The organism is Cyanobacterium stanieri LEGE 03274, from assembly GCF_015207825.1.
In the GTDB taxonomy this organism is placed as follows: domain Bacteria; phylum Cyanobacteriota; class Cyanobacteriia; order Cyanobacteriales; family Cyanobacteriaceae; genus Cyanobacterium; species Cyanobacterium stanieri_B.
Window position 1 is genome coordinate 19,579 of record NZ_JADEWC010000016.1, and the last position, 22,174, is coordinate 41,752.

General features: G+C 37.5%; 19 protein-coding genes and 1 tRNA gene. 11 read left to right on the forward strand and 9 right to left on the reverse strand.

Annotated features, from left to right (window positions below; all coding sequences use genetic code 11):
• The first annotated feature begins 89 nt into the window (after window positions 1-89).
• Window positions 90-1,685 carry an FAD-binding oxidoreductase gene (locus tag IQ215_RS08425; RefSeq protein WP_193800875.1) on the forward strand — a complete coding sequence of 532 codons (1,596 nt, stop codon included), beginning with the start codon at window positions 90-92 and terminating at the stop codon, window positions 1,683-1,685.
• 45 nt (window positions 1,686-1,730) lie between these two features.
• On the opposite strand, the gene IQ215_RS08430 is transcribed toward IQ215_RS08425, so the two are convergent.
• Entirely contained in the window at window positions 1,731-2,543 is an 813-nt protein-coding gene (locus tag IQ215_RS08430; protein WP_193800876.1) for a hypothetical protein, read from the reverse strand.
• Between the two features lie 739 nt (window positions 2,544-3,282).
• Between IQ215_RS08430 and devC the strand changes: the two genes are divergently transcribed.
• Window positions 3,283-4,431: an ABC transporter permease DevC gene (gene devC, locus IQ215_RS08435; RefSeq protein WP_193800877.1), complete on the forward strand. Its 1,149-nt coding sequence runs from the start codon at window positions 3,283-3,285 to the stop codon at window positions 4,429-4,431.
• 127 nt (window positions 4,432-4,558) lie between these two features.
• Here devC and IQ215_RS08440 read toward each other — a convergent pair.
• Both IQ215_RS08440 and uvrC read right to left on the reverse strand, forming a co-directional pair.
• Window positions 4,559-4,631: transfer RNA gene (locus tag IQ215_RS08440), tRNA-Glu, on the reverse strand.
• A 455-nt stretch (window positions 4,632-5,086) separates the two neighbouring features.
• Complete coding sequence (gene uvrC, locus IQ215_RS08445) at window positions 5,087-6,886, reverse strand: excinuclease ABC subunit UvrC (RefSeq protein WP_206688554.1); 1,800 nt, start codon at window positions 6,884-6,886, stop codon at window positions 5,087-5,089.
• A 75-nt stretch (window positions 6,887-6,961) separates the two neighbouring features.
• On the opposite strand from uvrC, the gene IQ215_RS08450 reads away from it, so the two are divergent.
• Together IQ215_RS08450 and IQ215_RS08455 are read left to right on the forward strand one after the other, a co-directional pair.
• The gene (locus IQ215_RS08450) at window positions 6,962-7,540 is read left to right on the forward strand and encodes an Npun_F5749 family FMN-dependent PPOX-type flavoprotein (RefSeq protein WP_193800878.1); all 579 of its coding nucleotides are present in this window, start codon (window positions 6,962-6,964) and stop codon (window positions 7,538-7,540) included.
• Window positions 7,541-7,700: 160 nt separating this feature from the next.
• Window positions 7,701-8,798: a sensor histidine kinase gene (locus tag IQ215_RS08455; RefSeq protein WP_193800879.1), complete on the forward strand. Its 1,098-nt coding sequence runs from the start codon at window positions 7,701-7,703 to the stop codon at window positions 8,796-8,798.
• Here the strand turns inward: IQ215_RS08455 and IQ215_RS08460 are convergent.
• The gene (locus tag IQ215_RS08460; protein WP_193800880.1) at window positions 8,784-9,431 is read right to left on the reverse strand and encodes a lysophospholipid acyltransferase family protein; all 648 of its coding nucleotides are present in this window, start codon (window positions 9,429-9,431) and stop codon (window positions 8,784-8,786) included. The two genes, IQ215_RS08455 and IQ215_RS08460, sit on opposite strands and share 15 nt — an antisense overlap.
• 379 nt (window positions 9,432-9,810) lie before the next feature.
• Here IQ215_RS08460 and dacB point away from each other — a divergent pair, with 379 nt between their 5' ends.
• The 3 genes from dacB (at window position 9,811) to murQ (ending at window position 12,213) form a co-directional block, all read left to right on the forward strand.
• Window positions 9,811-10,698, forward strand: a complete 888-nt coding sequence (gene dacB, locus IQ215_RS08465) for a D-alanyl-D-alanine carboxypeptidase/D-alanyl-D-alanine endopeptidase (protein WP_193800881.1) — start codon at window positions 9,811-9,813, stop codon at window positions 10,696-10,698.
• Between the two features lie 121 nt (window positions 10,699-10,819).
• Window positions 10,820-11,209: a DUF3110 domain-containing protein gene (locus IQ215_RS08470; protein WP_193800882.1), complete on the forward strand. Its 390-nt coding sequence runs from the start codon at window positions 10,820-10,822 to the stop codon at window positions 11,207-11,209.
• A gap of 86 nt (window positions 11,210-11,295) precedes the next feature.
• Window positions 11,296-12,213, forward strand: a complete 918-nt coding sequence (gene murQ / locus IQ215_RS08475) for an N-acetylmuramic acid 6-phosphate etherase (protein WP_193800883.1) — start codon at window positions 11,296-11,298, stop codon at window positions 12,211-12,213.
• A 196-nt stretch (window positions 12,214-12,409) separates the two neighbouring features.
• On the opposite strand, the gene IQ215_RS08480 is transcribed toward murQ, so the two are convergent.
• Together IQ215_RS08480 and IQ215_RS08485 are read right to left on the reverse strand one after the other, a co-directional pair.
• Window positions 12,410-13,183 (reverse strand): ABC transporter permease, encoded by a 774-nt coding sequence (locus tag IQ215_RS08480; protein WP_193800917.1) that lies wholly within the window; start codon window positions 13,181-13,183, stop codon window positions 12,410-12,412.
• A 79-nt stretch (window positions 13,184-13,262) separates the two neighbouring features.
• Window positions 13,263-13,652, reverse strand: a complete 390-nt coding sequence (locus IQ215_RS08485) for a hypothetical protein (protein ID WP_431355528.1) — start codon at window positions 13,650-13,652, stop codon at window positions 13,263-13,265.
• Window positions 13,653-13,965: 313 nt separating this feature from the next.
• Here IQ215_RS08485 and IQ215_RS08490 point away from each other — a divergent pair, with 313 nt between their 5' ends.
• From IQ215_RS08490 to cdaA, 4 genes are all read left to right on the forward strand, one after another.
• Window positions 13,966-14,967 carry a DnaJ C-terminal domain-containing protein gene (locus IQ215_RS08490; protein WP_193800885.1) on the forward strand — a complete coding sequence of 334 codons (1,002 nt, stop codon included), beginning with the start codon at window positions 13,966-13,968 and terminating at the stop codon, window positions 14,965-14,967.
• Window positions 14,968-15,159: 192 nt separating this feature from the next.
• Window positions 15,160-16,272 (forward strand): ATP-binding response regulator, encoded by a 1,113-nt coding sequence (locus IQ215_RS08495; protein WP_193800886.1) that lies wholly within the window; start codon window positions 15,160-15,162, stop codon window positions 16,270-16,272.
• A 147-nt stretch (window positions 16,273-16,419) separates the two neighbouring features.
• Window positions 16,420-17,820, forward strand: a complete 1,401-nt coding sequence (gene lysA, locus IQ215_RS08500; RefSeq protein WP_193800887.1) for a diaminopimelate decarboxylase — start codon at window positions 16,420-16,422, stop codon at window positions 17,818-17,820.
• A gap of 298 nt (window positions 17,821-18,118) precedes the next feature.
• On the forward strand, window positions 18,119-19,057 hold the full coding sequence (gene cdaA, locus IQ215_RS08505) for a diadenylate cyclase CdaA (RefSeq protein ID WP_193800888.1): 939 nt from the start codon (window positions 18,119-18,121) through the stop codon (window positions 19,055-19,057).
• A gap of 21 nt (window positions 19,058-19,078) precedes the next feature.
• Here the strand turns inward: cdaA and IQ215_RS08510 are convergent, their stop codons facing one another.
• From IQ215_RS08510 to IQ215_RS08520, 3 genes are all read right to left on the reverse strand, one after another.
• A complete protein-coding gene (locus tag IQ215_RS08510; RefSeq protein WP_193800889.1) occupies window positions 19,079-19,552 on the reverse strand; it encodes a DUF4168 domain-containing protein in 474 nt (157 codons plus the stop codon).
• A gap of 200 nt (window positions 19,553-19,752) precedes the next feature.
• Window positions 19,753-21,114, reverse strand: a complete 1,362-nt coding sequence (locus tag IQ215_RS08515; RefSeq protein WP_193800890.1) for an MFS transporter — start codon at window positions 21,112-21,114, stop codon at window positions 19,753-19,755.
• Between the two features lie 386 nt (window positions 21,115-21,500).
• A complete protein-coding gene (locus tag IQ215_RS08520) occupies window positions 21,501-22,148 on the reverse strand; it encodes an MBL fold metallo-hydrolase (RefSeq protein ID WP_193800891.1) in 648 nt (215 codons plus the stop codon).
• Window positions 22,149-22,174 lie beyond the last annotated feature (26 nt).

A 22,174-nucleotide genomic window follows, 5' to 3' on the forward strand; every position in this document is an offset into this window, starting at 1 on the left:
AAGTTGTACAAATAACTAAATATCTATAAAAATAAAAAACATAAAATAATTTAAAATATAATTATGTTCCACTACCCCAAACAAATATTATGGATATTGAACAAGCCGTTCATTTTTGGAGAGATATATTAACCCCAGAAAATGTCATTACTCAACAATCAATACTAGAAGAAAAAGCAACTGCCACATATTTAACTGATAAAAAAATTTCTACCGTATTACGTCCTAGAAATGCTCAAGAAATACAAAAATGTTTACAAATAGCAAATAAATACAAAATTCCTATTTATCCTGTTAGCACAGGCAAAAACTGGGGCTATGGATCAAAAGTACCTACGGAGAATAATTGTGCCTTAATGGAATTGACAAAGATGAGTAAAATCATTGATTTCAACGAAGAATTGGGTTACGTTACCATTGAACCAGGGGTTACTCAAAAACAACTCTATGAGTTTTTACAAGAGAAAAAATCGAATCTTTGGCTAGACTGTAATGCTTCCTCTGTAGAAAGTAGCCTGATTGGTAATACCATGGAGCGGGGATTTGGGCATACTCCCTATGGTGATCATTTTGCCCATGTTTGCGGTTTAGAAGCCGTTTTACCCACAGGGGAAATCATCCACACAGGATTTGGCAAATTCGGTAATGCTACTGCGGCGCCTGTTTATCGTTGGGGATTAGGCCCGTACTTAGATGGACTTTTTACCCAGTCTAACCTAGGTATTGTTACGCAGATGACTTTTTGGTTAATGCCAGCACCTGAACACTTTGAAGCATTTTTCTTTAGTGTCCAAAGGGATGATCAACTAGCTGATTTAATAGATGCTTTACGCCCTCTCCGATTAGATGGCACCATAAAAAGTGCGGTACATATCGGTAATAGTTATAAGGTATTATGTGCCTTGCGGCAATATCCTTGGGAGGAATCCAAGGGAGTTACACCATTACCCGATGAGGTGTTAAATCAGTTTGCTAAGGATTGGGATTTTGGAGCATGGAATGGTTCAGGAGGTATTTATGGAACAAAAAAACAAGTTGCAGAGGCAAAAAGATTAATTAATAATGCCCTCAAAGGAAAAGTTCGCCGAATCCAGTTTTTGGATGATCGCACCATAAAACTTGCCGATGGTATTGCTAAACCTTTTCAAAAGATAACAGGTTCTCATTTGCCAGAATTACTAGACCTAATGCACCCCGTTTATGGATTAATGAAAGGTGTACCTACTAGCACCCAGTTAGCTAGTACCTATTGGCGCAAAAAAACGCCTATTCCCCAAAATCCTGACCCTGATCGAGATGGTTGCGGTTTAATCTGGTGCGCCCCTGTCGCACCCTTGTTGGGAAGCCATGGGGCAAAAATTAACCAGATTGTCCGAGAAACCTTACTCAAATTTGGGTTTGAGCCTCAACAGTCTATCACCCTATTAACGGAAAGGGTACTTGATTGCGTCATTACCATTGGCTATGATCGAGATATACAAGGAGAAGATCAACGAGCTTTGGAATGTTATGAAGAGTTGATGGATAAACTAACCACCAATGGTTATTACCCCTATCGTTTAGGTATCCATTCCATGAAAACCATGAATAAAGGAGAAGATAGTTATAATCAACTACTCAAACAACTAAAAAGTACCCTCGACCCGAACAACATTCTCTCACCAGGGCGTTATTCCCCAGAATAGGTGACAGTTTTACCCTCCCTCATCAGGAGGGTTGTTTAATGTGAATTAGTTTAATGCTTTTGCTTTTTTCTTTTTTAATACGGTCATTGAACCGAGGAAACCGAAAGCTATTAAGCCACCAATGGCCGAAGGTTCAGGGGTCGTCACTTGTCTTCCGATCTGCCATACACCCGTATAACTCGCCGAACCAGATGATGGAAGAAATGTATCGGGATTTGCTTCTAACTGAGCAATACTAACATTTTGCAAAGCCGCTTCAACATTTGGGGTAAATCTACCAGTAGCTTTAAAAATATCCCCAGTTATGTTGTCGGTAAAAATCCCTGACACATCAAAAGCTATTTGATTGAGAGTGGAGCTAGGATCAGCAATATCACCATTTAATAAAAGTACCCTCTGAATACTGTCTAACTGAATACCAAAATTCAATAATCCTCCAGCCCCAGTATTGTTAAATGTCATGAAGTTAGCAACCGAGTTGTTAGGATTAGCATTATTTACGATAGGGCCTGCTTGAGTGATTGTTGTACAAACTATGGCTGGACAGTCCGCCGCTCTTAAGTCAAGAATAGAACCGTTACCGCCTGTTCCAATACCATCTATACCATTTGCAAAGTCTGTACCGTTAGTTGGTGTATCTGAAGTAATCCTGAAACCCCCTGCAACGTTTGGAGTATTAGCTGTAGTTACCGGAGGACCAGTAAAATCAAATTGAGCTCCCGTGAAGTATAAGTTTCCTGTGAAATTAAATTGATCTCCAGTAATAATAGCTGCATCAGCCATTGTAGTGTGCGCGAAGATTCCAGTAAATGCCAAAGAACCTACAGCTAAATATTTTCCTAGTGTGTTACCAACCATCTTGTTTATCTCCTTGTATATGTATGAAAAAATCTATAATGCCTTTTCTTGACTTCTTATTCTTAAGTAAATAACTATTAGTCACTACTTACTTAATTGATTGTTTGTACGTAAGTATATCTAGGTATAAATTTAACAATTAGACAAAAAAATGTCAACTCCCTTGTATGAAGGTAAGATAAAGTTAGTTTTTTTCTATGAAGATAAGATAAATAATATTAAAAACGACAAACCAACTACTTAATAATCAGTAATAATCTCTGTTATTTTTATGGTCTTGCTTAAGTATGATAATCAAAGACAAATTAGGTAAAATAGATTGTTTAAACGTTAATATAGTTAAAATATACTGTGAAAGCAATGGAAAAACTATTTAATTAATTTTGCTCCTATTTACTCTGATTTTCTTGATTTAAAACTAATTTTTATTTACCAACGAGAGTGTAACGGATTGTTTATTATTGGTTCTTTTTGTGATTCTTAAAGTAACAAATCTGAGAATCTTAATTCTTTCTTAAGTATATTTCCTTAGCTTAAATATATTATTTCTGGTTTATTCTAGGGTGCGCTGGTATGAGCTTTAGTTTCTTTCTTTTTTAAGGTTATGAGTAATAAATAATCGTATATCATGAATTATTGTGGGTTACCAATTAATTAAGCATCCGTAAGTAATGGGATTGAGGATGATTGGTAAATAGTAGGTGTAACAAAAATTGATCAAAATAGTAAGTGTGAAATAGTGAAAACTCCTTTAGCGTGGTTACAACTAAGCCATGAAAGAATGCGATTGTTGATTGCCTTAGCGGGTATTGGCTTTGCTGATATACTCATGTTTATGCAATTAGGTTTTCGAGGGGCTTTATTAGATAGTGCTACCCTTATCCATGAAAAAATAGAAGCTGATTTGGTGTTGATTAGCCCTCAGTCTGAGGCTATACATTTAATGAAGCCTTTTTCCCGTCGGGGTTTATATCAAACATTGCACTTAGAAGAAGTGGAATTCGTTGCGCCGATTTATATTAGTTTGGGTGATTGGAAAAACCCTGAAACTGGCCAAGTGAGAACAATTATGGCTATGGGTTTTAATCCTTCCCATTCTATTTTGGACTTACCTTTGGTTAATAAAAATTTGGATGAAATTAAGTTATCGGATACTTTTTTATTTGATGTGGCTTCTCGCCCTGAGTTTGGCAGGGTTGAAAGTTTATATGAGAGTCAAGGTGAGGTAAAAACGGAGATTAATAATCGAAATATTAAGGTAAATGGTTTATTTTCCCTTGGTCCTTCTTTCGCGGTGGATGGTACAGTAATTACCAGTGATACAAATATTTTACGAACTTTCCCCGAGCGTAGTAGTGGTAATATTGAGGTTGGGTTAGTTAAGCTCAAGGATAATGTAGATCCTTTAATGGTTAAGGATAGGTTAAATTCTTTTTTGGGTGCTGATGTGCGGGTACTTACCCATCAAGAGTTTATCGATTTTGAGCAAGGTTATTGGTCTAATAGTACGCCCATCGGTTTTATTTTTTTGTTGGGGGCTGGTATGGGTTTTGTGGTGGGTACGGTGATAGTATATCAAATATTATATGCTGATGTTTCGGATCATTTACCTGAGTATGCTACCCTCAAGGCGATGGGATATGGGGATAATTATTTTTTGGTGTTGGTATTTCAGGAGGCGATTATTCTAGCTATTTTGGGTTTTATTCCTGGTTTCTTGATTTCTTCTGGTTTATATGGTTTAACGAAGACTGCTACGGCTTTACCTTTAGCTATGAAGGTTTCTCGGGTTGTGATGGTTTTACTCTTAACTATTATTATGTGTTTTATTTCAGGGGCGATCGCCGTTAGAAAATTAAAAGATGCTGATCCTGCTGATATATTTTAATCATAATAAGGATGTAAAGGGTGTCTAAGTGCGATCAAACATAGTCTACTACTTTGCGATCGCCTTTAATTTTGCACAAAAGCAAAATAAGAACCAACTCGCTGAGCTAGTTCCCATTTTTTTTATATACCCCCAAGGGAATTCGAATCCCTGTCGCCTCCGTGAAAGGGAGGTGTCCTAGGCCTCTAGACGATGGGGGCTTAGGCTTTGTGGTTAACTTGTGGTTTGTGTTCCTTCGTTTAACGCACATATATTAATATAACGAATCCATATTCTAGTGTCAAGGAAATGGGGTATTTTTTTTAAACTTTTTTTATAGATTCCTTGAAAGCCTTGTAAATATTGGGTATGAGATAAAAATAGATCACTCCCCTTGCAATGAATTACAAGGCTAATAGTTTGTCGTTCAATAAATTGAACTAAGATAACCTAGGTTCGGGATAAGATTTATAGTCTTGTAAACAGTTAACAATGACAATTAATAAACTCTAACCTGTCACCTGAAACCTGACCCTAATAGGCATATGATCGAGCAAACTTGATATTAAAAAAAGGGCGTTGGTGAATTAAGCTATGATTTTTAGTTTAGTTTGGCAATAGGGAATAGAGTTGTGAAATTCTATATTCTCGAATTTAGAATAAAGGTTGGTTTTGATCAAATAGGGTGGAAGTAGTCGTAAATATTTTGAGCCAAATTAGGCCCGATACCATCCACCCCTTGAATTTGCTTTACACTGGCTTCCCTGATGTAATCCACCGAGTGAAAATGGGCTAAGAGACGTTTTTGGCGTTCAAAGCCTAAGCCCTGGATTTGGTCAAGTTGCGATCGCCTCGAAGCCTTTAATCGTTGTTGTCGGTGGAAGGTAACAGCGAAACGGTGAGCTTCATCCCTTAACCTCCTCAATAATTGTACCCCTGCTTGTTCGGCATCCGTAGGCAAAGGTTGGGATTGTTTGGGTAAAAATATCTCCTCCCTTTTTTTCGCTAAACTAATTACTTTCAGCTTACCTGTTAAATTTAACTCCTCTAACACCTCCCACACCGCCGAGAGTTGCCCTTTTCCGCCATCAATCATAATTAAGTCAGGATGGGGGTCATTGCCCGAAAAACGCCGTCTAATCACTTCCTGTAACGATAAAAAGTCGTCGGAATGTCCAATGGTGATGGTGGGGTTTTTAATTTTGTAGTGGCGATAATATTGTTTGGCAGGTTGTCCATCGATAAATACCACCCTAGAAGCCACGGCATTGGAACCCTGAAGGTGGGATATATCATACCCTTCGATATGCTTAGGAAGGTGTTTTAAACCGAGAATTTGGGCTAAATCCTCCATAGCTTCGAGGTTTACGAGGACGGATTTTTGGGTTTTTTCCAATTCAATGTGGGCATTTTTTTTCACCATGGCGATTAATTCCGCCTTAATTTGTCTTTGGGGGTTAATGATGGTGATTTTTTTGCCTGTTTTTTCTCCTAACCATTTCATCAATATTTCCGCATCCTCGAGGGGATGTTGTACCAAAATTTCGGAGGGAATTTCTAAGGGTTCAATTTGTTGATAATGTTGTTCTAATACCCTTTGTAAGATTTCCCCCGCCTCGGTTTCCTTACCACTATCGGTGTAAAAGCCCAATCTACCCACCAAACGCCCTGCCCTAATTTGAAATAGTTGAATGCAAGTATGTTGTTCATCTTGGGCAAGGGCGATCGCATCCTGGGATATGGTATCGTCAGGCAAGGCTACCTTTTGGGTGGCAAATAATTGCTCTAAACTGTGGATTTGATCTCGATATTTTGCCGCCTTTTCAAAGTCAAGATTTTCCGCCGCCTTTTCCATTTGTTGCCGTAACTGATTGATTAGTTCATTTGTCCTCCCTTGAAAAATAAGAGCAATTTTTTGGATGGTTTGTTGATATTGTTGAGGCGAAATGAGGTTTTGACATACCCCAGGGCATTTTCCCATATCATAATTTAAGCAGGGTCTATCTTTATGTAACGGCTTGGGGCGCTGTCTGAGGGCAAAATTATTTTTAATTAAGTCGAGGGTATGCCGTAATCCCCTTGTATCAGTATAGGGCCCATAGTAGCGATCGCCCTTACTTTTTACCCTTCTTTTACGGGTGATAAAAATGCGAGGATATTTTTCAGACCAAGTAATACACACATAAGGATACTTCTTATCATCTTTGAGCAACACATTAAAATGGGGTTGATGTTGCTTGATTAAATTCGCTTCTAATGCCAGGGCTTCGGCTTCGGTGTCGGTGACAATAAAATCAATATCCCGTATCTGAGATACCATCAAGGCAATACGGTTACTATGTCTCTGGGAGGGGGCAAAATAGGATGATACCCTTTTGCGTAAATTTTTTGCCTTACCTATATATAATATCTCCCCGGTGCGATCGCGCATAAAATAAACCCCCGCATCGGAGGGCAAATCCTTTAATTTCGGCAACTGATAATTCACGATGGTTTTAATTACTCAAAAAAATAATGAATAATGGATAATGATTGATCTAAACTTAAACCTATGACTAATATAGCACCGTGGCGATCGCCCCTAGCCAAAGCCTTACATCTAAATCGAGCCAAACCCCATAGCCGTTATTTTCAAATAGCAACCATCAACCCAGAAGGATTTCCCCACAATCGTACCGTCGTTTTTCGTGGTTTTTATGCAGATACCAACAACCTACAAATTATCACCGACATTAGAAGCGAAAAATATCAACATCTACAAAAACAACCTCAAAGCGAGATTTGTTGGTATTTTACCAAAACCAGAGAACAATTTAGAATCCAAGGTTTGATCGATATTATCACCTACCAAGAAAACAATAAAAATATGAGCCATGCCCGTCAACAAGCATGGGAAAAATTGAGCGATAACGCCAAAATACAATTTACATGGCCAACCCCAGGAGAAAAAGTTATTAAAGAATACCACACCGCAACAGATAGCCTTGAACAACCCCTTGATACCTTTTGTTTATTAATATTAAAACCTCAAAAAGTTGACCATCTTCAACTCAAGGGTAACCCCCAAAATAGATACCGATACCACCTAGATGAAAAAAATAACTGGGTAATCACTGCCATTAATCCGTAAAGTAACCTCCGTTGGGAATAATAGTTGTCAGTATGGGGGATGAGGAATAGGGGTGATGGGGAGTAGGGGGATAATAGTTGAATTATTCATGATTAATTGTCAATTAAAACACTAACAATGTTATCTCGAGCTCAGGTTAAAGTAATAAAAGGAACAAAAGATGAAACAAAAAATGACTTTAGGCACAAGGCTTTTTCTATCCCATTTAGCAGTGATGGTGGTAGGTTTAAGCACTTTTATTGGTGTGGCGAAAGTGTCCTCTCCCCAATTTTTTGTCCTAAGATTAGAACAGTTAGAAAGAAAAGGATTTTTAACCGTAAGGTCTGCTAAAACTTATCTGATTGAAGGCTTTGAGACGGCGTGGAATCGTAGTACCATGTGGTCATTGGTTTTGGGTGGTTTAACCGCAGGGGGATTAAGTTATTATCTGAGTCGAAGAATTATGAAACCCCTACAGCAAATGAAAGACATTACCCACAATTTTGCAGCGGGGCATTGGGAGCAAAGAATGCCAGAAAGCGAGATTCCTGAGTTAAATCAATTGAGCGTCAGTTTTAATCGCATGGCTAGTAGTTTGGAGGATGTGGAGAGAAGAAGAAGGGATTTAGTGGGAGATTTAACCCATGAGTTACGCACCCCTTTAACGGTGGTGAGAGGTTATTTGGAAGAATTAGCATCGGGGGATATGGAGGCTTCTCCCCAGTTATATTTGAATATGGTGCGCGAAACAAAACGTTTAGAAAATTTGACTCGGGATTTACAAGAGTTGTCGAAGGCGGAGGCTGGTTATTTATCTATTGATGTGAAACCGATTAATGTTTTACCTTTGTTGAGGGATTTGATTACTAGATTTCGGGATCAACTTTTGGATGATGGGCCAGTGTTAAAGTTATCATGTCCTAATAGTTTGCCCTTGGTAATGGCTGATGGCGATCGCACCGAACAAATTTTAGTGAATTTATTGGGAAATGCCATTCGTTACACGGAAATTGGTTCTATTGAAATTTTTACAGAAATAGTTAATAAATTTTTATGGATTGCCATCGAAGATACCGGCACAGGCATTGCCCCGGAAGATTTACCCCATGTATTTGAAAGATTTTGGCGAGCCGATCGCTCCCGTAACAGTTATTCTGGGGGCAGTGGTATTGGTTTAGCTATTACCAAAAAATTGGTAGAATTGCACGGCGGAGCTATCGAGGTAACCAGTCAACTTAACCAAGGCACTACTTTTCGCTTTTGTTTACCCTTGGCTTGAGTGTAATTTATTAATGGCTTCAGCGTAAGATTGGGTAGCTAATTCTAAGTCTTTTTTCTTGGTGGAAGGGGGAGGGGGCATCACCTCACCAATTTTGATGTTAACGGAGACGGGTTGAGGTAATTTTTTTCCCTTAACTAAGATGTTTTCTGTACCACAAAGGCACACGGGCAACACCGAGGCTTGGGATTTGGCGGCAATTAGGGCCGCGCCTAACTTGGGATTATTTACTTTACCATCGTCGGTGCGAGTACCTTCGATAAACACACAGGTTGTCCATTCTTGTTCTATTCTAGCTAAGGCTTGACGGATGGCGTTGCGATCGCCCTCACCCCGATTCACAGGATACGCCCCCAAAAAGGAAATTAATTTACCAAATAAAGGGGAATTAAATAACTCTTGTTTGGCCATAAAAGATACCCGACGGGGAATGGCACAAGCTAAAATAGGTGGGTCAAAAACACTGGCATGATTACTCACAATCATCAATTTGCCCTCACGGGGTACACCCTCCACATTTTCTACCCTACCTCGAAAATAAAGATGAAAAAACGGGGAAACCACCAAAAACCTTGCTAGATAATAAACTGCTGGATTGGTCTTTTTAATGGATAATTTTGATTCCTTCGTCATTTTGAATTTCTTTTGTTAAGATACTTTAAGTCAAAAAAAGTAAGATCTCTAAATGCGATCGCCCTTGGTCATTCAAGGATAAACCTTTGAGCCAAATTAATGTAAATAAGGTGTATAATTGACCACCAATTATTAAGTCTATTCTGATGCACAGAATACTAAATCAGTCAATCAAAATATACCTTAGTTCAATAAATTGAACCATAAACCCGTAGCCTTGTAATTCATTGCAAGGGCAGTGATGATATTCGGATTTGGTATAAATATTACGAATAGCTTATGTTCAGAAATTCCCCCTGATAATTAATGATCAAACAAAAAAAATAGTTAATTACTTTTAAGACATCAAAACAACACATTTAAGAGTTTCCATTATCATATGATTAAAAAGCACCAGTTTATAACTTTCCTCTCCATTCTCTCCATGGCCTTTAGTGGAGGGGCGGTTACTGCCCAAGATAACGCTTCTATTTTAGAGTTTAATCCTGCCCAGAGAAATCAATCTATCCCCATTCCCGTTAACCCCCCAGAAATTAGAAGTATCACCCCCAATATTTGCACCCCAGAATTAAATGCTTCTATCCAACAAATTATTGATGCCTATGGTGGAGGTTGGGGAATTTTAGTAGAAAGTTTAGAGACGGGGGAAACCATTTACCATTACAACGCCGATAGGGGTTTTATTCCTGCTTCTAACACCAAAATTTTAACCACGGCGGCCGCTTTACAAAGAATGGACCCCAATGCTAATTTTAGTGGTAATACTTCTGTACGAGAATGGATTAATGTGGTTAATCTCAGAAGTAATAATTATTATGCCGATACCCTGTTACGTCGTGTGGGGGGTTCTACCACTGCTAAACAGATTTTAGCTCAAATGGGGGTCAATCCGAGTACCTTCCATTTTGCCGATGGCTCTGGATTATCCCGTAATAATGTGGCTACCCCAAGGGCGATCGTTCAAACCTTAAGGGTAATGTATAATGACCGTCATCGGGATGTATTTTTAGCTTCTTTACCCACGGCGGGGGTGAGTGGTACTCTAACTAATCGCATGAGGCAAACCCCTGTACAGGGCATTGTTAGGGCAAAAACAGGTACTCTACGGGGGGTAAGGGCTTTATCTGGTTATTTGGATCATAAGGATCATGGTACTTTAATCTTTAGTATTATGGCTAATCATCCTAGTAATGTGGGTACTAATTTGGTAGGGGCGATCGATCAAATGTTAATTCGCATTAATATGGCCGGGCCTTGTCGTTCTTAACGAATTTGTAACAAAATTGACATGGGTATTTAACCATGAAAATATAGTTTATTAGCCCTATCCTTGATGGTTATTAATGGTGGGGAAGGTAATCGATATTTAGAGTTTGGGAGTATGGTCTATGATTGTTTATGTTTTATTATACAATTCGGGAACAAGCAATGAAGGTATTCACACATTACAGATAGGCGATCGCGACTGTGTGTTGATGTTTGAATCGGAAGATGATGCGGTGCGCTATGCGTTACTTTTGGAGGCTCAAGATTTTCCCATGCCTTCGGCTGAAGCCATTGAAATGGATGAGATTGAGGATTTTTGTGCCAGTGCGGGGTATGATTACAAGTTTATCTCTGAGGGTATGTTAGAAGTTCCCCCTGAGAATAATGTCGAACATATGGACTGGGATATTAATGGCACTCCTCAAGCACCGATTACCGAAAATTCTTCCCAAGCCGAAATGTCTGCTTTTGAACTTGAGCGTATTCGCCGTCAATTGGAGGGGTTACTATAATTGATAATTGAGAATGGATAATGGATAATGTTGTTTGACTGTTAATAATGGTCAATGAACAATATTGATAATTTTGGTTTTTAATCATGAATAATGAAGTCACTAGGGGACATCTTTTAACCGAGCAGATTAATCCTGCTAGTATGAATCTTGATCAGCTTTCTTGTTTGCAAATCGTTGATGTTTTTAACCAAGAGGATCAAAAAACCGTAGATGCGATCGCCCTTGCCCGTCAATCCTTAGCCCAAGCCATCGACATTACCGCCCAATGCCTTAGTCAAGGGGGTCGATTATTTTACATTGGGGCAGGTACTAGCGGTCGTTTAGGGGTACTTGATGCGGCGGAATGTCCCCCCACCTTCTGCACCGATCCAACCCTCGTACAAGGCATTCTAGCAGGGGGAGAAGGGGCAATGTTCAAAAGTTCCGAAGCCCTAGAAGACTTACCCGAAGATGGCGCAAGGGCGATCGCCCATTACGAAATCAACGAAATAGATGTAGTAGTCGGCATCACCGCAGGAGGTACTACCCCTTACGTCCATGGAGCGTTAGAAGAAGCCCGAAAAAGAAAAGCGAAAACCATCTTTATCAGTTGTATTCCCCAAGAGCAACTAAAAATAGAAGTAGATGTGGACATTCGACTACTCACAGGCCCAGAAGTCTTAGCAGGTTCAACCCGCCTCAAAGCAGGTACAGTCACCAAAATGGCCCTAAACATCATTTCCACAGGGGTAATGGTCAAACTAGGCAAAGTTTACGGCAACAGAATGATCGATGTATCCGTCACCAACTCTAAACTACTAGATAGAGCCTTAAGAATTATTACCGACTTAACCGACTTAGAGCGAGAAAAAGCCCAAGAATTATTAACTGCCAGTGGTTCAAAAGTTAAACTAGCCCTACTAATGCACTGGAAAAACCTTAATAAAAACCAAGCCCAAACCCTCCTCGACAAACATCAAGGTAACCTACGCCAAGCCCTCGATAACACATTCTCAACCTGATACCAAATCAGATTAGTAAAGTTTACTATTATCCACCGTGTAAGAATTGACAATATAGCCATTTTCATCTCGGTGAGGTACAAAATGAGTGATTTTTAGGCAATAGGCAATGGTTAACACCTTTCAAAAATCAAAAATGTTGTCCCAAACTTAAAATTAACCTCATTTTTTGAGAAGGAGTTATCCCACCCTAATATTAAAGAGTTTTTTCCGATTGCACCATACGATAATAAGAAAACCAACCACTAATAACCATAACCCCCGCAAAGATAACTAAAAACCAAAAATGATTTTCTACATCTTCAAAACTACTACCCCCAGCCCACACATTAAGTAAAGCCTCATTCATATGAAAAATGGGGTTAAATTGAGCTACCGTTAATAAACCATCGGGAAACAAAGAAGTAGGCAAAAAAGCCCCCCCAATAATTAATAATGGTACTCCAAAAGTAGCCACGATCGCATTTACATCCTCTGTGCGTTTGGCCAACTGAGTACCTAAAATAAAACCAACCCCCACATAACCAGCAATGCTAAGAAACAGAATCGCAACCCCCAGAAAAAAATCACCCTCAATGGTTTCTCCCCTCACCAAAATCACCCCATAAACCAAAACAGTTTGCCCAATACCGATTAAAGCATGAGCCAGAAAAATGCCGATAAAATAAGAAAAACCACTTAATGGAGAGATAAATAATCTTTTTAAGGTTTTTTGCTCCCTTTCAGATACCACCGTTGCCACACTTCCCCCCAAACAACTAAAAAATAAAGCTGCCCCCACGAGGCTAGGAGGTGCTGCCATTTTCAGGGCTTCTGATAACTCTAAACTTGCCCTTTCTCCTAAAATATAACCATTAATAAATAAAATAGAAATTGGAAAAATTGACCAAAAAATTAAACTTCTTCTTCTCTTAATTAATTCCGTTAAAATTCTTTGACTAACTGCTAATGTTTCATCCCAATATTTCATCATAACTAATTTATTTATTATCAAATCAATGGCTAAACAATTATATTTAATAAGGTCACATATTACTATTAATTATTGACTATTCCTCCCTACCTTGGGAATCTTGACGACCTAAAGCATAAACTCCACAGGCGATCGCCCCTAAAATTCCCATGCTAATATCCCAACTTTTGCCAAAACTTATTTGCACTAAATAATTAGTTAAAATACCAAAAATAAAAAAAGGAATAATACTCATTAAAGAAGCTAAAAAAGCATTTTGAGACTCTCTACCCTTCCTAGTACGTTCAAATTCTTCCTCAGAAGTATATAAATATTGTTCTGCAAAATTAAACCATCTTTCTAAACCATTAATAACTTTTTCCCGTAAAGACGCAAAAGCCAAATATAAAGCCAATGACCATAAACAACTACCCGTAATTATAGCCATATCAAAAGAAAAATAAAAAGGAAACATACTATATACAATTAATTAAGATTTTAATATCATAACGAAAAAAAAGCCGAGAAATGATCATAAAAAATTATCAATCAAAACAAAATGGAGGTTTAACCGAACCTAAATCAAGATATAATTTTGCTACCTTAGAATTAAGTAAGTAACACTTTCAAAGTAAATCAAAGATCAAGATTAGCGTCAATTATTGACAACCCCTAATAAAATCTTGATAATAAAAAACATTCAACATTCTTGAAAATAAGTAATACTTACCCCTAAGTTATCATATATATCTTACTAAAATTAATTTTATTGTTAAGGAAAAAGCAAAAAAAATAGAACTATGGCAAGTACAGATTTTAAAGATTATTATTCAGTTTTAGGAATTAATAAAAGTGCCACAGCAGATGAAATTAAGAAGGCTTTTCGTAAATTAGCAGTAAAATATCATCCAGATCGTAACCCTGACAACAAACAAGCAGAAGAAAAATTTAAAGAAATTAGTGAGGCTTACGAAGTATTAGGAGACGCAGATAAAAGGAAAAAATATGATCAATTTGGACGGTATTGGCAACAAGCAGGGCAAAAAACCCAATCCCCTTGGGGTAACAGCAGCGCTGGTGCGGGGGTAAATTTTGACGGCTTCGATTTTAGTCAATACAGTGGATTTGATGACTTTATCGATCAACTATTAGGACGTTTTTCTAACCCATCCTCCACGGGATATGGTAGCACAGGAAGTAGAACCAACAGCACAGGATTTGGAGATTTTGGCGGTTTTGGGGGGCAACAAACCTCTAATAATAGCGCCTATAACATCGAAAAAAATATCAGTCTTACTTTCGCCCAAGCCTTTAAGGGGGTAGAGAGTAAAATTAACCTAGGCACAGAAACTGTCACCGTGAGAATTCCCCCCGGGGCAAAATCAGGCACTAAAATTCGTTTACGGGGTAAAGGAAATGTTAATCCTTTAACTCAGCAAAGGGGCGATTTATATTTGAAAGTTGACTTAAAACCCCATAACTTTTTTTCCTTTGAGGATGATAAATTGGTTTGTGAAATGCCCATTACACCCCCAGAAGCTGTGTTAGGTAATGAAATTTCTGTGCCTACCCCCGATGGTAGTGTTAGTGTCAAAATCCCTGCAGGTATTCGTCATGGGCAGTCTTTACGTCTCAAAGGTAAGGGATGGAGTAGCGCTAAGGGTAGTCGAGGTGATTTGTTAGTGCGCATTGCGATCGCAACTCCTGCTAACATAAGTGATAAAGAGAAAGAATATTATCAAAAAATAGAGGAAATTAGCACCTACAATCCTCGCCAAAACCTAGATAAAATAAAACTCTAAAATCATTGAGCTCACCATAATTATTAAATATAAGGCATTGCTGATTTTGAATATGAAACATTATTAAATTACAGTAAATGTATAGTATTAAAAGTATTATTACTATTGCCCATTCCCTATTGCCAAACTAAACTAAAAATTAAACCGACTAATTATTTATTCAGATTTTTATGAATTTAAAACCCTTCTATCATGACCACAATATTAGTAATTGATGATGATGTTAGTATCAGAGATAGCATCAGAGAAATTCTAACTACCCTCGATTTTCAAGTCATTACAGCCAGTAACGGTAAACAAGGGTTACAGTTAATAAAAAAAAATAGCCTTGATTTAATATTATGTGATGTCTCCATGCCCACCATGACAGGGTATGAATTACTAGAAACATTACAAAGCCAAGAAAAGTTTTCCTCTATTCCCTTTATTTTTTTAACAGGTAACTCAGACACCCGTAATATGCGAAAAGGGATGGAATTAGGTGCGGATGATTATCTATTTAAACCCTTTACCATTGATAGTCTTCTCAAAGCCATTAACACTCGCCTAGAAAAAACAGCCCGACTCAAAAAACAATCCTCCACAAGATTAACAGAGTTAAGACACAACATTAGTTTTGCCCTACCCCATGAAATTAATACTCCCCTTAATGGTATCAATAGTTCGGCTCAACTGCTCAAAGATTATGCAGATAATTTGAGTCAAGAAGAATTGAAAGAAATTGCTGATTTAATTTTAGAAAGTAGTAAGAGGCTAACCCATTTAATGCAGAATTTTTTACTGTATGCCGAATTAGAATTAATTAGTCAAGATAATCAAAAAATTGAACACATTAGACAATCAAAAACTTCTCAATGTAGTATCTTTAATATTCTAGTTTCCCTAAGCCAAGAAATATCGCAACAATATCACCGTCAATCGGATTTATCCCTGCAAATTGACGATGAGATGGTGGCAATTGCCGAAAATAATTTAGATAAAATATGTCGTGAATTACTTGATAATGCTTTTAAATATTCCCAGCCTAAGGATATGGTGAGAATTAGTTGTCAAAAACAAAATGACAATTGGTTAGAAATTTCTATTTTTAATCAGGGTAAAGGAATGACACAGGAAGAAATTCAACGCATAGGCGCATATATGCAGTTTCAACGAGCAAAATATGAGCAACAGGGAAGCGGTTTAGGGGTTGCCATTGCCCAAAAAATGTTAGAAATCTATGGCGGTAGTTTAATAATAAATAGTATTTACCAGCAAGAAACTATGGTTAAGATAATTCTTCCCATTGTTTCAAAGTCGAGTTAGAATTATATTTACCTTTATCTTTAAACTTAAAATAGTTTTGATGACTCCTGATAAAATTAATTATTAGGAAAATGACCGTTCAAAAAGGTGATTTAGTAACAAAATTAAGTCATCTATATTCATTTTTATATATTAGTGAAAATATAAATGTTAGTTACCGAAAAAAATAGCTCCGAAAAGTTTATTAAAGAATTTGACTCTAGTTTATCTCCAAATCAACAGCTTTTACCCTTAACAGCAAAAATAAACGATCAAAATCATTTGGAAATTGGTGGTTGTGATGTGGTTGATTTAGTTAAAAAATTTGGTACTTCTTTGTATATTGTTGATGAGCAAACTTTACGTACTAGCGCCCGTCAATACCGAGATGCCTTTAGAAAATATTACCCAGGGCAATCCCAAGTTATCTATGCCTCCAAGGCTTGGTGTTGTATGGCGATCGCATCTATCCTAGCCACCGAAGAAATAGGCTTTGATGTGGTTTCTGGAGGCGAATTATATACTACCACAAAAGCCCTCGAGATGAGCAACTTAGGTCAAGAATATATTCAAGATAAAATCTACCTCCACGGTAACAATAAATCCATTGCCGAACTAGAATTAGCCATCGATAGTCAATGTAAAATTATGGTAGATAACTGGCTAGAATTAGAAAACCTCGCCAAATTATCCGCCCAAAAACAAACCCCCGTTTCCATTCTCGTGCGCCTCACCCCCGGCATTGAATGTCATACCCATGAATATATCCGCACAGGAAGCATTGACAGTAAATTTGGCTTTGATGCTAACCAACTAGAAGGGGTTTTTACCTTTGCCAAAGAGCAAGAATTTATTAATTGTATTGGCTTACACGCCCACATCGGCTCACAAATTTTTGAACTTCAACCCCACCACGACTTAGCAGGAGTCTTAGCCGACTGGTATAAAAAAGCCCTCGATTATGGTTTACCCATGGCAGAATTAAATGTTGGCGGTGGCTTAGGTATTCGTTATACTGAATCCGATGATCCCCCCAGCATTGAACAATGGGTAGAGACTGTTTGTAAATCCGTCGTCAAAGCCTGTCAGGAGCGCGATATACCCCTACCAAAATTGATTTCCGAACCGGGCCGCTCCATGGTCGGTAGTAGTACCGTAACGGCTTATACCGTGGGGGGAAGAAAGGTAATACCCGATGTAAGAACTTATATTTCAGTAGATGGGGGAATGTCGGATAATCCTCGCCCAATTACTTATCAATCCCTTTATGAAGTGGTGATTGCTAACAAAATGACAAGCCCAAATACCGAAACCGTAACGGTTGCGGGAAAACATTGCGAATCAGGAGATATTTTAGTAAAAAATGTCGCCCTTCCTGAGACAAAAGAGGGTGATATTCTGGTAGTATTAGCAACAGGGGCTTATAACTATAGTATGGCTTCTAACTACAACCGTCTAGCACGTCCTGCCGCTGTTTTAGTTAATGAAGGAGAGGCAAATTTAATTATCCGCCGTGAAACCTATGATGATTTGGTAAAACAAGATTTGTTGCCTAGTCGTTTGGTATAGGGTTACATTGATTTTATCTTATTGGTTATGGGGCAGGGGGTTTTTACCCCTTGTGGGCAATGGGATATTAAGTCATCATTTATCAATCCATGGGGAAAGGGTGGTAGTAAAAAATCATGGTGTTTTACCAAGAAAAATATGGCAATCTTACCCCCTTTATCTCCTAAATTTGATGGTAACTATATTTCTCTATAAATAGTTGTTTCATAATTTTATGGCATCTTGCTAGTTGTTGTTTTAGAATAAATTTGTAGTTATTAGCTTTTAGTAAACAACATATAAAACGGGTTATAATTGAATGTTTTGGTCGGGTTTTTTTCCTGACAATTTAAAATTTTTTTTGCTATTTTTTCTCGATCTAGGCTTAGTTAGTGTCTTTTTTTATCTAATTATAAGTCTTGTTAAAGAGCGTCGAGCCCAAAGAATGGTAAGGGGTTTATTGTTTTTAATTCTTATTTATCTAACGTGCGATCGCCTCCTACAACTAACAATAATCAGCTTTTTTTTAGAACAATTAATCCTAATTTGTTCCCTATCCATGGGGGTAGTATTTCAATCAGATTTTAGACGTTTTTTAGAGCAACTAGGTAAAGGAGAAATCAAACTATTATGGCAATCCGATAACATCATCCCTAAAGGAGATACCATCATCGATGAAATCGTCGAAGCCGTCAAAGAATTATCCCAAAACCGCACGGGTGCATTAATTATCATCGAAACCTTTAACACCGTAGAAGAAAGGGTATTTCTAAGCCCAGGAGTGCAACTAAATGCCGAAATTACCAAAGAATTATTACAAACTATCTTCCAAACTAAAACCCTCCTACATGATGGCGCAGTTTTTATCCGAGGTTCAGAAATAGTCTCTGCAAGTGTTATCCTACCCCTATCCGAAAAAAGTGCCTCCAAAAGATTAGGCACTCGTCATCGTGCCGCTATGGGCATCACTGAATTAGTGGAAAACTGTGTTTGTGTGGTGGTTTCCGAGGAAACAGGCTCAATTTCATTGGGGGAAAAGGGGGTTTTAAATCGCCCCCTCACCAGTACAAAATTAAAAGAATTATTAGAAGAAAAATTAAATGTTAATCAAGATGCTGAAGTCGTCACGGGGGTAACTCGCATCAGTCGTCAATTAGGCTTTAGGAGTTGGAGTTTAATTACAGGTTTATTCAAAAGCAAAAAAGCCTCCGCCAAAGATAATTACTACAATCAATTACCTAAACCAAAGGACAAATAGTTTCAATGACCCCATCTTAATTTATAATTGACGGGTAATATCCCTTAATCTACTCCTCAAAGCATCATTTTGTCTAACTTGTTGGGTAATTTGATTAAATTGATTCATACTTAATCCATTACGTCTAACAATGGCTTCGGAATTTTGACAAAAATCATTCATCAAACTACGAGCATTACTAGGTAACTCATTAATAGAATTTTGTTGATGACAAGCTAATTGACTGCTTCTTTCTTCTCCGACAATAGCTTCAATGTTAGCAAAGGTAGAACGTCTTAACCTCTCAATTTCCACCGCCGCTTGGGCATATCTAGTTAATTCGGCATCGGAAAAGTTTTGAGCAAAGGCTTGATTATTGATGGTGATAGCATTAGACTGAAAGTTATATTCTGGGGTTAATCCTGTGACAATTCCTAAGGTACTTAAACCCAAGGTAAGGATAATTTTAGTGCTTGATAATTTAATTGTAGATAGATGGTTAACTTGATTAATCATAGTTGATGATATATATAAATAATATTTTGTTGGTAATAGTGAAAATGACAATACAATTTTTTATGGTCTAATAACCATAATTTCCATCTCTGATTATTTATTTAAACTGGCGATGGCGATATTAGAGAAGGTAATGCCCCAATTGTTATTTATGATTGATTTGCTTAATTTTAGTTCCCGATAACCACTGTTTGGGCTGATTATTTTTTGAGGGTTAATAGAGATGTTAGGATTCCGCCCCCCACCGAAGATAAAGCCAAAATAGCTAATACTCCTTGTAATCCTAACCATGTTTCGGCTACCCCTGCCAATGCTAAGGGTAAAGAAAGGGCAATGTTAACCGCATTATTTTGTAAACCAAATACCTTACCTCTCATGTCGGGGGGGGTTTCCGCTTGAATGGTGGTTTGCATCGGCACTCCCACGAGGGCTGCAAATCCTCCCACTATGGCTATCATTAACAAGGCGATGGCTAGATTACCTGTAGAAAATGATAACCCCATAAGGGCGATCGCCATTCCCATCGAGCCATAAAAACTAAGTTTTCCATGACTGATAAACTTACCCTGTTGAGTAACAAAAGCCGCCCCCATAGCAATACCAACCCCTGCCGCAGCTAATAAATAACCAAACTCCTCGGCTTCAATACCCGGAATTTTCTCCGCCACACTCACCGCCAATACTGCCAAAGCAGCAAAAATAGAAAAAAGAATAATTAATTGGAATAAAGCATTACGCACCCGATGATTTTTTTGTAAATAAATCAAACCATCCTTTATATCTTCAAAAACATGATTTTCTTGGGTTTGTCTATCTTGTTCCCTTTCCTTAGTATTCACTACAATGAGAATTAAACCAGCGAGGGTATATCCACCCCCTACCAATAATTCCCTTCCATAACTAAAAGAAAAACTATTACCCCAAGCACTTACCAACTCCAATAACGGATTACCAATGGCAAAACCAATAATTAACATTACCATCATGGTAGTAGTATAAAGAGAATTAGCCGCTAATAAATTGTTTTTTCTAACAATCAGGGGAATAGAAGATTGTTCGGCCGGGGCAAAAAATTGCGTTAAAGTAGAAACAAGAAAAGTGATTAATAATAATAACCAAAATTTCCAAGGTAAATTAAACCAACCGCCCCTCAAACCTTCTTGGTCAATAAAAAAAGGAATGGTAAAAACTAATAATCCTCGACCCAAATTAGAGATCACTAAAACCAGTTTTTTTGACCAACGATCTACATATACTCCAGCCAATGAACCAAATAAAATTGCAGGGATAGTAAAGGCAATCATGATCGCTGATACCCAACTGCTAATGGTTTCCCCGTCTCGATGAAAATCATTACTAATAATTGCAATCATCAAAACTAGATATATTTTATCTGCTAATTGTGAAAATACCTGACCTAGCCATAATTTTAAAAAATTAAGGTTTTTTAAGACACTAATAAACCCATTTTTATTGACTAATTGTGCAGAGCCTTCCTCGTCTTTCACTGAGCTTGACTCCTGTTGCTTATCCTTATCTTTTTTCTGCTCAAAAAGTTGCATTTATTTTCTAAATATCAATCTATTGAAAAGCACTCTAATTTTATTTTACCCTAATTGTTAAACTAATAGTTAAGTTAAATTATAATTGAAGTTACTTTGACAAAATTTTATAGCCGATAATTTTCTTGATTTAGATCAGATATATTTATCCAACCATAAATATGGTAAAAATACATAAAAGTAATTCAATATTTTTCTATCTAAAATAAACCTTGATGATAATAATAACTATACTGCTCAAAGTTTATATCAACTATTTGAGGTTAAGTTTTAAATTAAATAGATTATTAATTATATACTTAAATACTATAGGATTAATGGGTATAAAACACCATACTTACAGGGAAATAAATATCCTTGAATATCGACAAAACTAATCCATAGTCCTAAATAGCGACATAACCCCTTCCCCTTAAATAACCCGTACTAGCCCCCGGACAAACATAGCTTAGAGGTTGCACTTTTTCAAGAATGGTTGTGGCGTTACGTTGTTGCCTACGCCAGTGAAAAGTTTTTTTCAATTTCAAAGGGGCGACTTTACCATCTTTTGTGGGTAAAAGATGTCTCCCTGAAAATAATACTCCTCCATTACTTTTATAGTATAAACAGGATGAACCAGGAGAATAGCCAGATGTCCAAATTAACTGACAATAATCTGTTAATGAATATTCATCCTCAAAAGAAATAGCATCAAGGTTTGGTAATAAATAAACCTCTTGTTCTTGGGAAATTAACTGACAGCTAAACTCTTGTTTAATTTTAGCAATATGTTTACTAATTCCATCTCGATTGGTAATGAAAAGATATTTAACCCCCCCTTGTTGTTGTAAAAATTCAACGTTGTGGGGATGCCAAGGGGGAGAATCGATGAGAATATTTCCCGAGGGGTGAGTTATCAAATAGGATGTGCCTCCCAAAATTTCTCGATTGGGGGGGAAAGCCCAGATATTTTCTAAAATTAATTTAGGAGCTTTGGGGGTTGTTATTTTAGTCGTTTGCTGATCTTTTTCTGTAGAATTAGGAGTAGGGGTCATTTTTATTGGTTAAATAGTCCTCTGGA

Excerpts from the sequence above, each read along its gene's own strand:
- IQ215_RS08425 (WP_193800875.1), top strand. The coding sequence starts at position 90 with ATGGATATTGAACAAGCCGTTCATTTTTGGAGAGATATATTAACCCCA.
- IQ215_RS08430 (WP_193800876.1), bottom strand. The coding sequence starts at position 2,543 with ATGGTTGGTAACACACTAGGAAAATATTTAGCTGTAGGTTCTTTGGCA.
- IQ215_RS08450 (WP_193800878.1), top strand. The coding sequence starts at position 6,962 with ATGACTAATATAGCACCGTGGCGATCGCCCCTAGCCAAAGCCTTACAT.
- IQ215_RS08455 (WP_193800879.1), top strand. The coding sequence starts at position 7,701 with ATGAAACAAAAAATGACTTTAGGCACAAGGCTTTTTCTATCCCATTTA.
- IQ215_RS08460 (WP_193800880.1), bottom strand. The coding sequence starts at position 9,431 with ATGACGAAGGAATCAAAATTATCCATTAAAAAGACCAATCCAGCAGTT.
- dacB (WP_193800881.1), top strand. The coding sequence starts at position 9,811 with ATGATTAAAAAGCACCAGTTTATAACTTTCCTCTCCATTCTCTCCATG.
- IQ215_RS08470 (WP_193800882.1), top strand. The coding sequence starts at position 10,820 with ATGATTGTTTATGTTTTATTATACAATTCGGGAACAAGCAATGAAGGT.
- murQ (WP_193800883.1), top strand. The coding sequence starts at position 11,296 with ATGAATAATGAAGTCACTAGGGGACATCTTTTAACCGAGCAGATTAAT.
- IQ215_RS08480 (WP_193800917.1), bottom strand. The coding sequence starts at position 13,183 with ATGAAATATTGGGATGAAACATTAGCAGTTAGTCAAAGAATTTTAACG.
- IQ215_RS08490 (WP_193800885.1), top strand. The coding sequence starts at position 13,966 with ATGGCAAGTACAGATTTTAAAGATTATTATTCAGTTTTAGGAATTAAT.
- IQ215_RS08495 (WP_193800886.1), top strand. The coding sequence starts at position 15,160 with ATGACCACAATATTAGTAATTGATGATGATGTTAGTATCAGAGATAGC.
- lysA (WP_193800887.1), top strand. The coding sequence starts at position 16,420 with ATGTTAGTTACCGAAAAAAATAGCTCCGAAAAGTTTATTAAAGAATTT.
- cdaA (WP_193800888.1), top strand. The coding sequence starts at position 18,119 with ATGTTTTGGTCGGGTTTTTTTCCTGACAATTTAAAATTTTTTTTGCTA.
- IQ215_RS08510 (WP_193800889.1), bottom strand. The coding sequence starts at position 19,552 with ATGATTAATCAAGTTAACCATCTATCTACAATTAAATTATCAAGCACT.
- IQ215_RS08515 (WP_193800890.1), bottom strand. The coding sequence starts at position 21,114 with ATGCAACTTTTTGAGCAGAAAAAAGATAAGGATAAGCAACAGGAGTCA.
- IQ215_RS08520 (WP_193800891.1), bottom strand. The coding sequence starts at position 22,148 with ATGACCCCTACTCCTAATTCTACAGAAAAAGATCAGCAAACGACTAAA.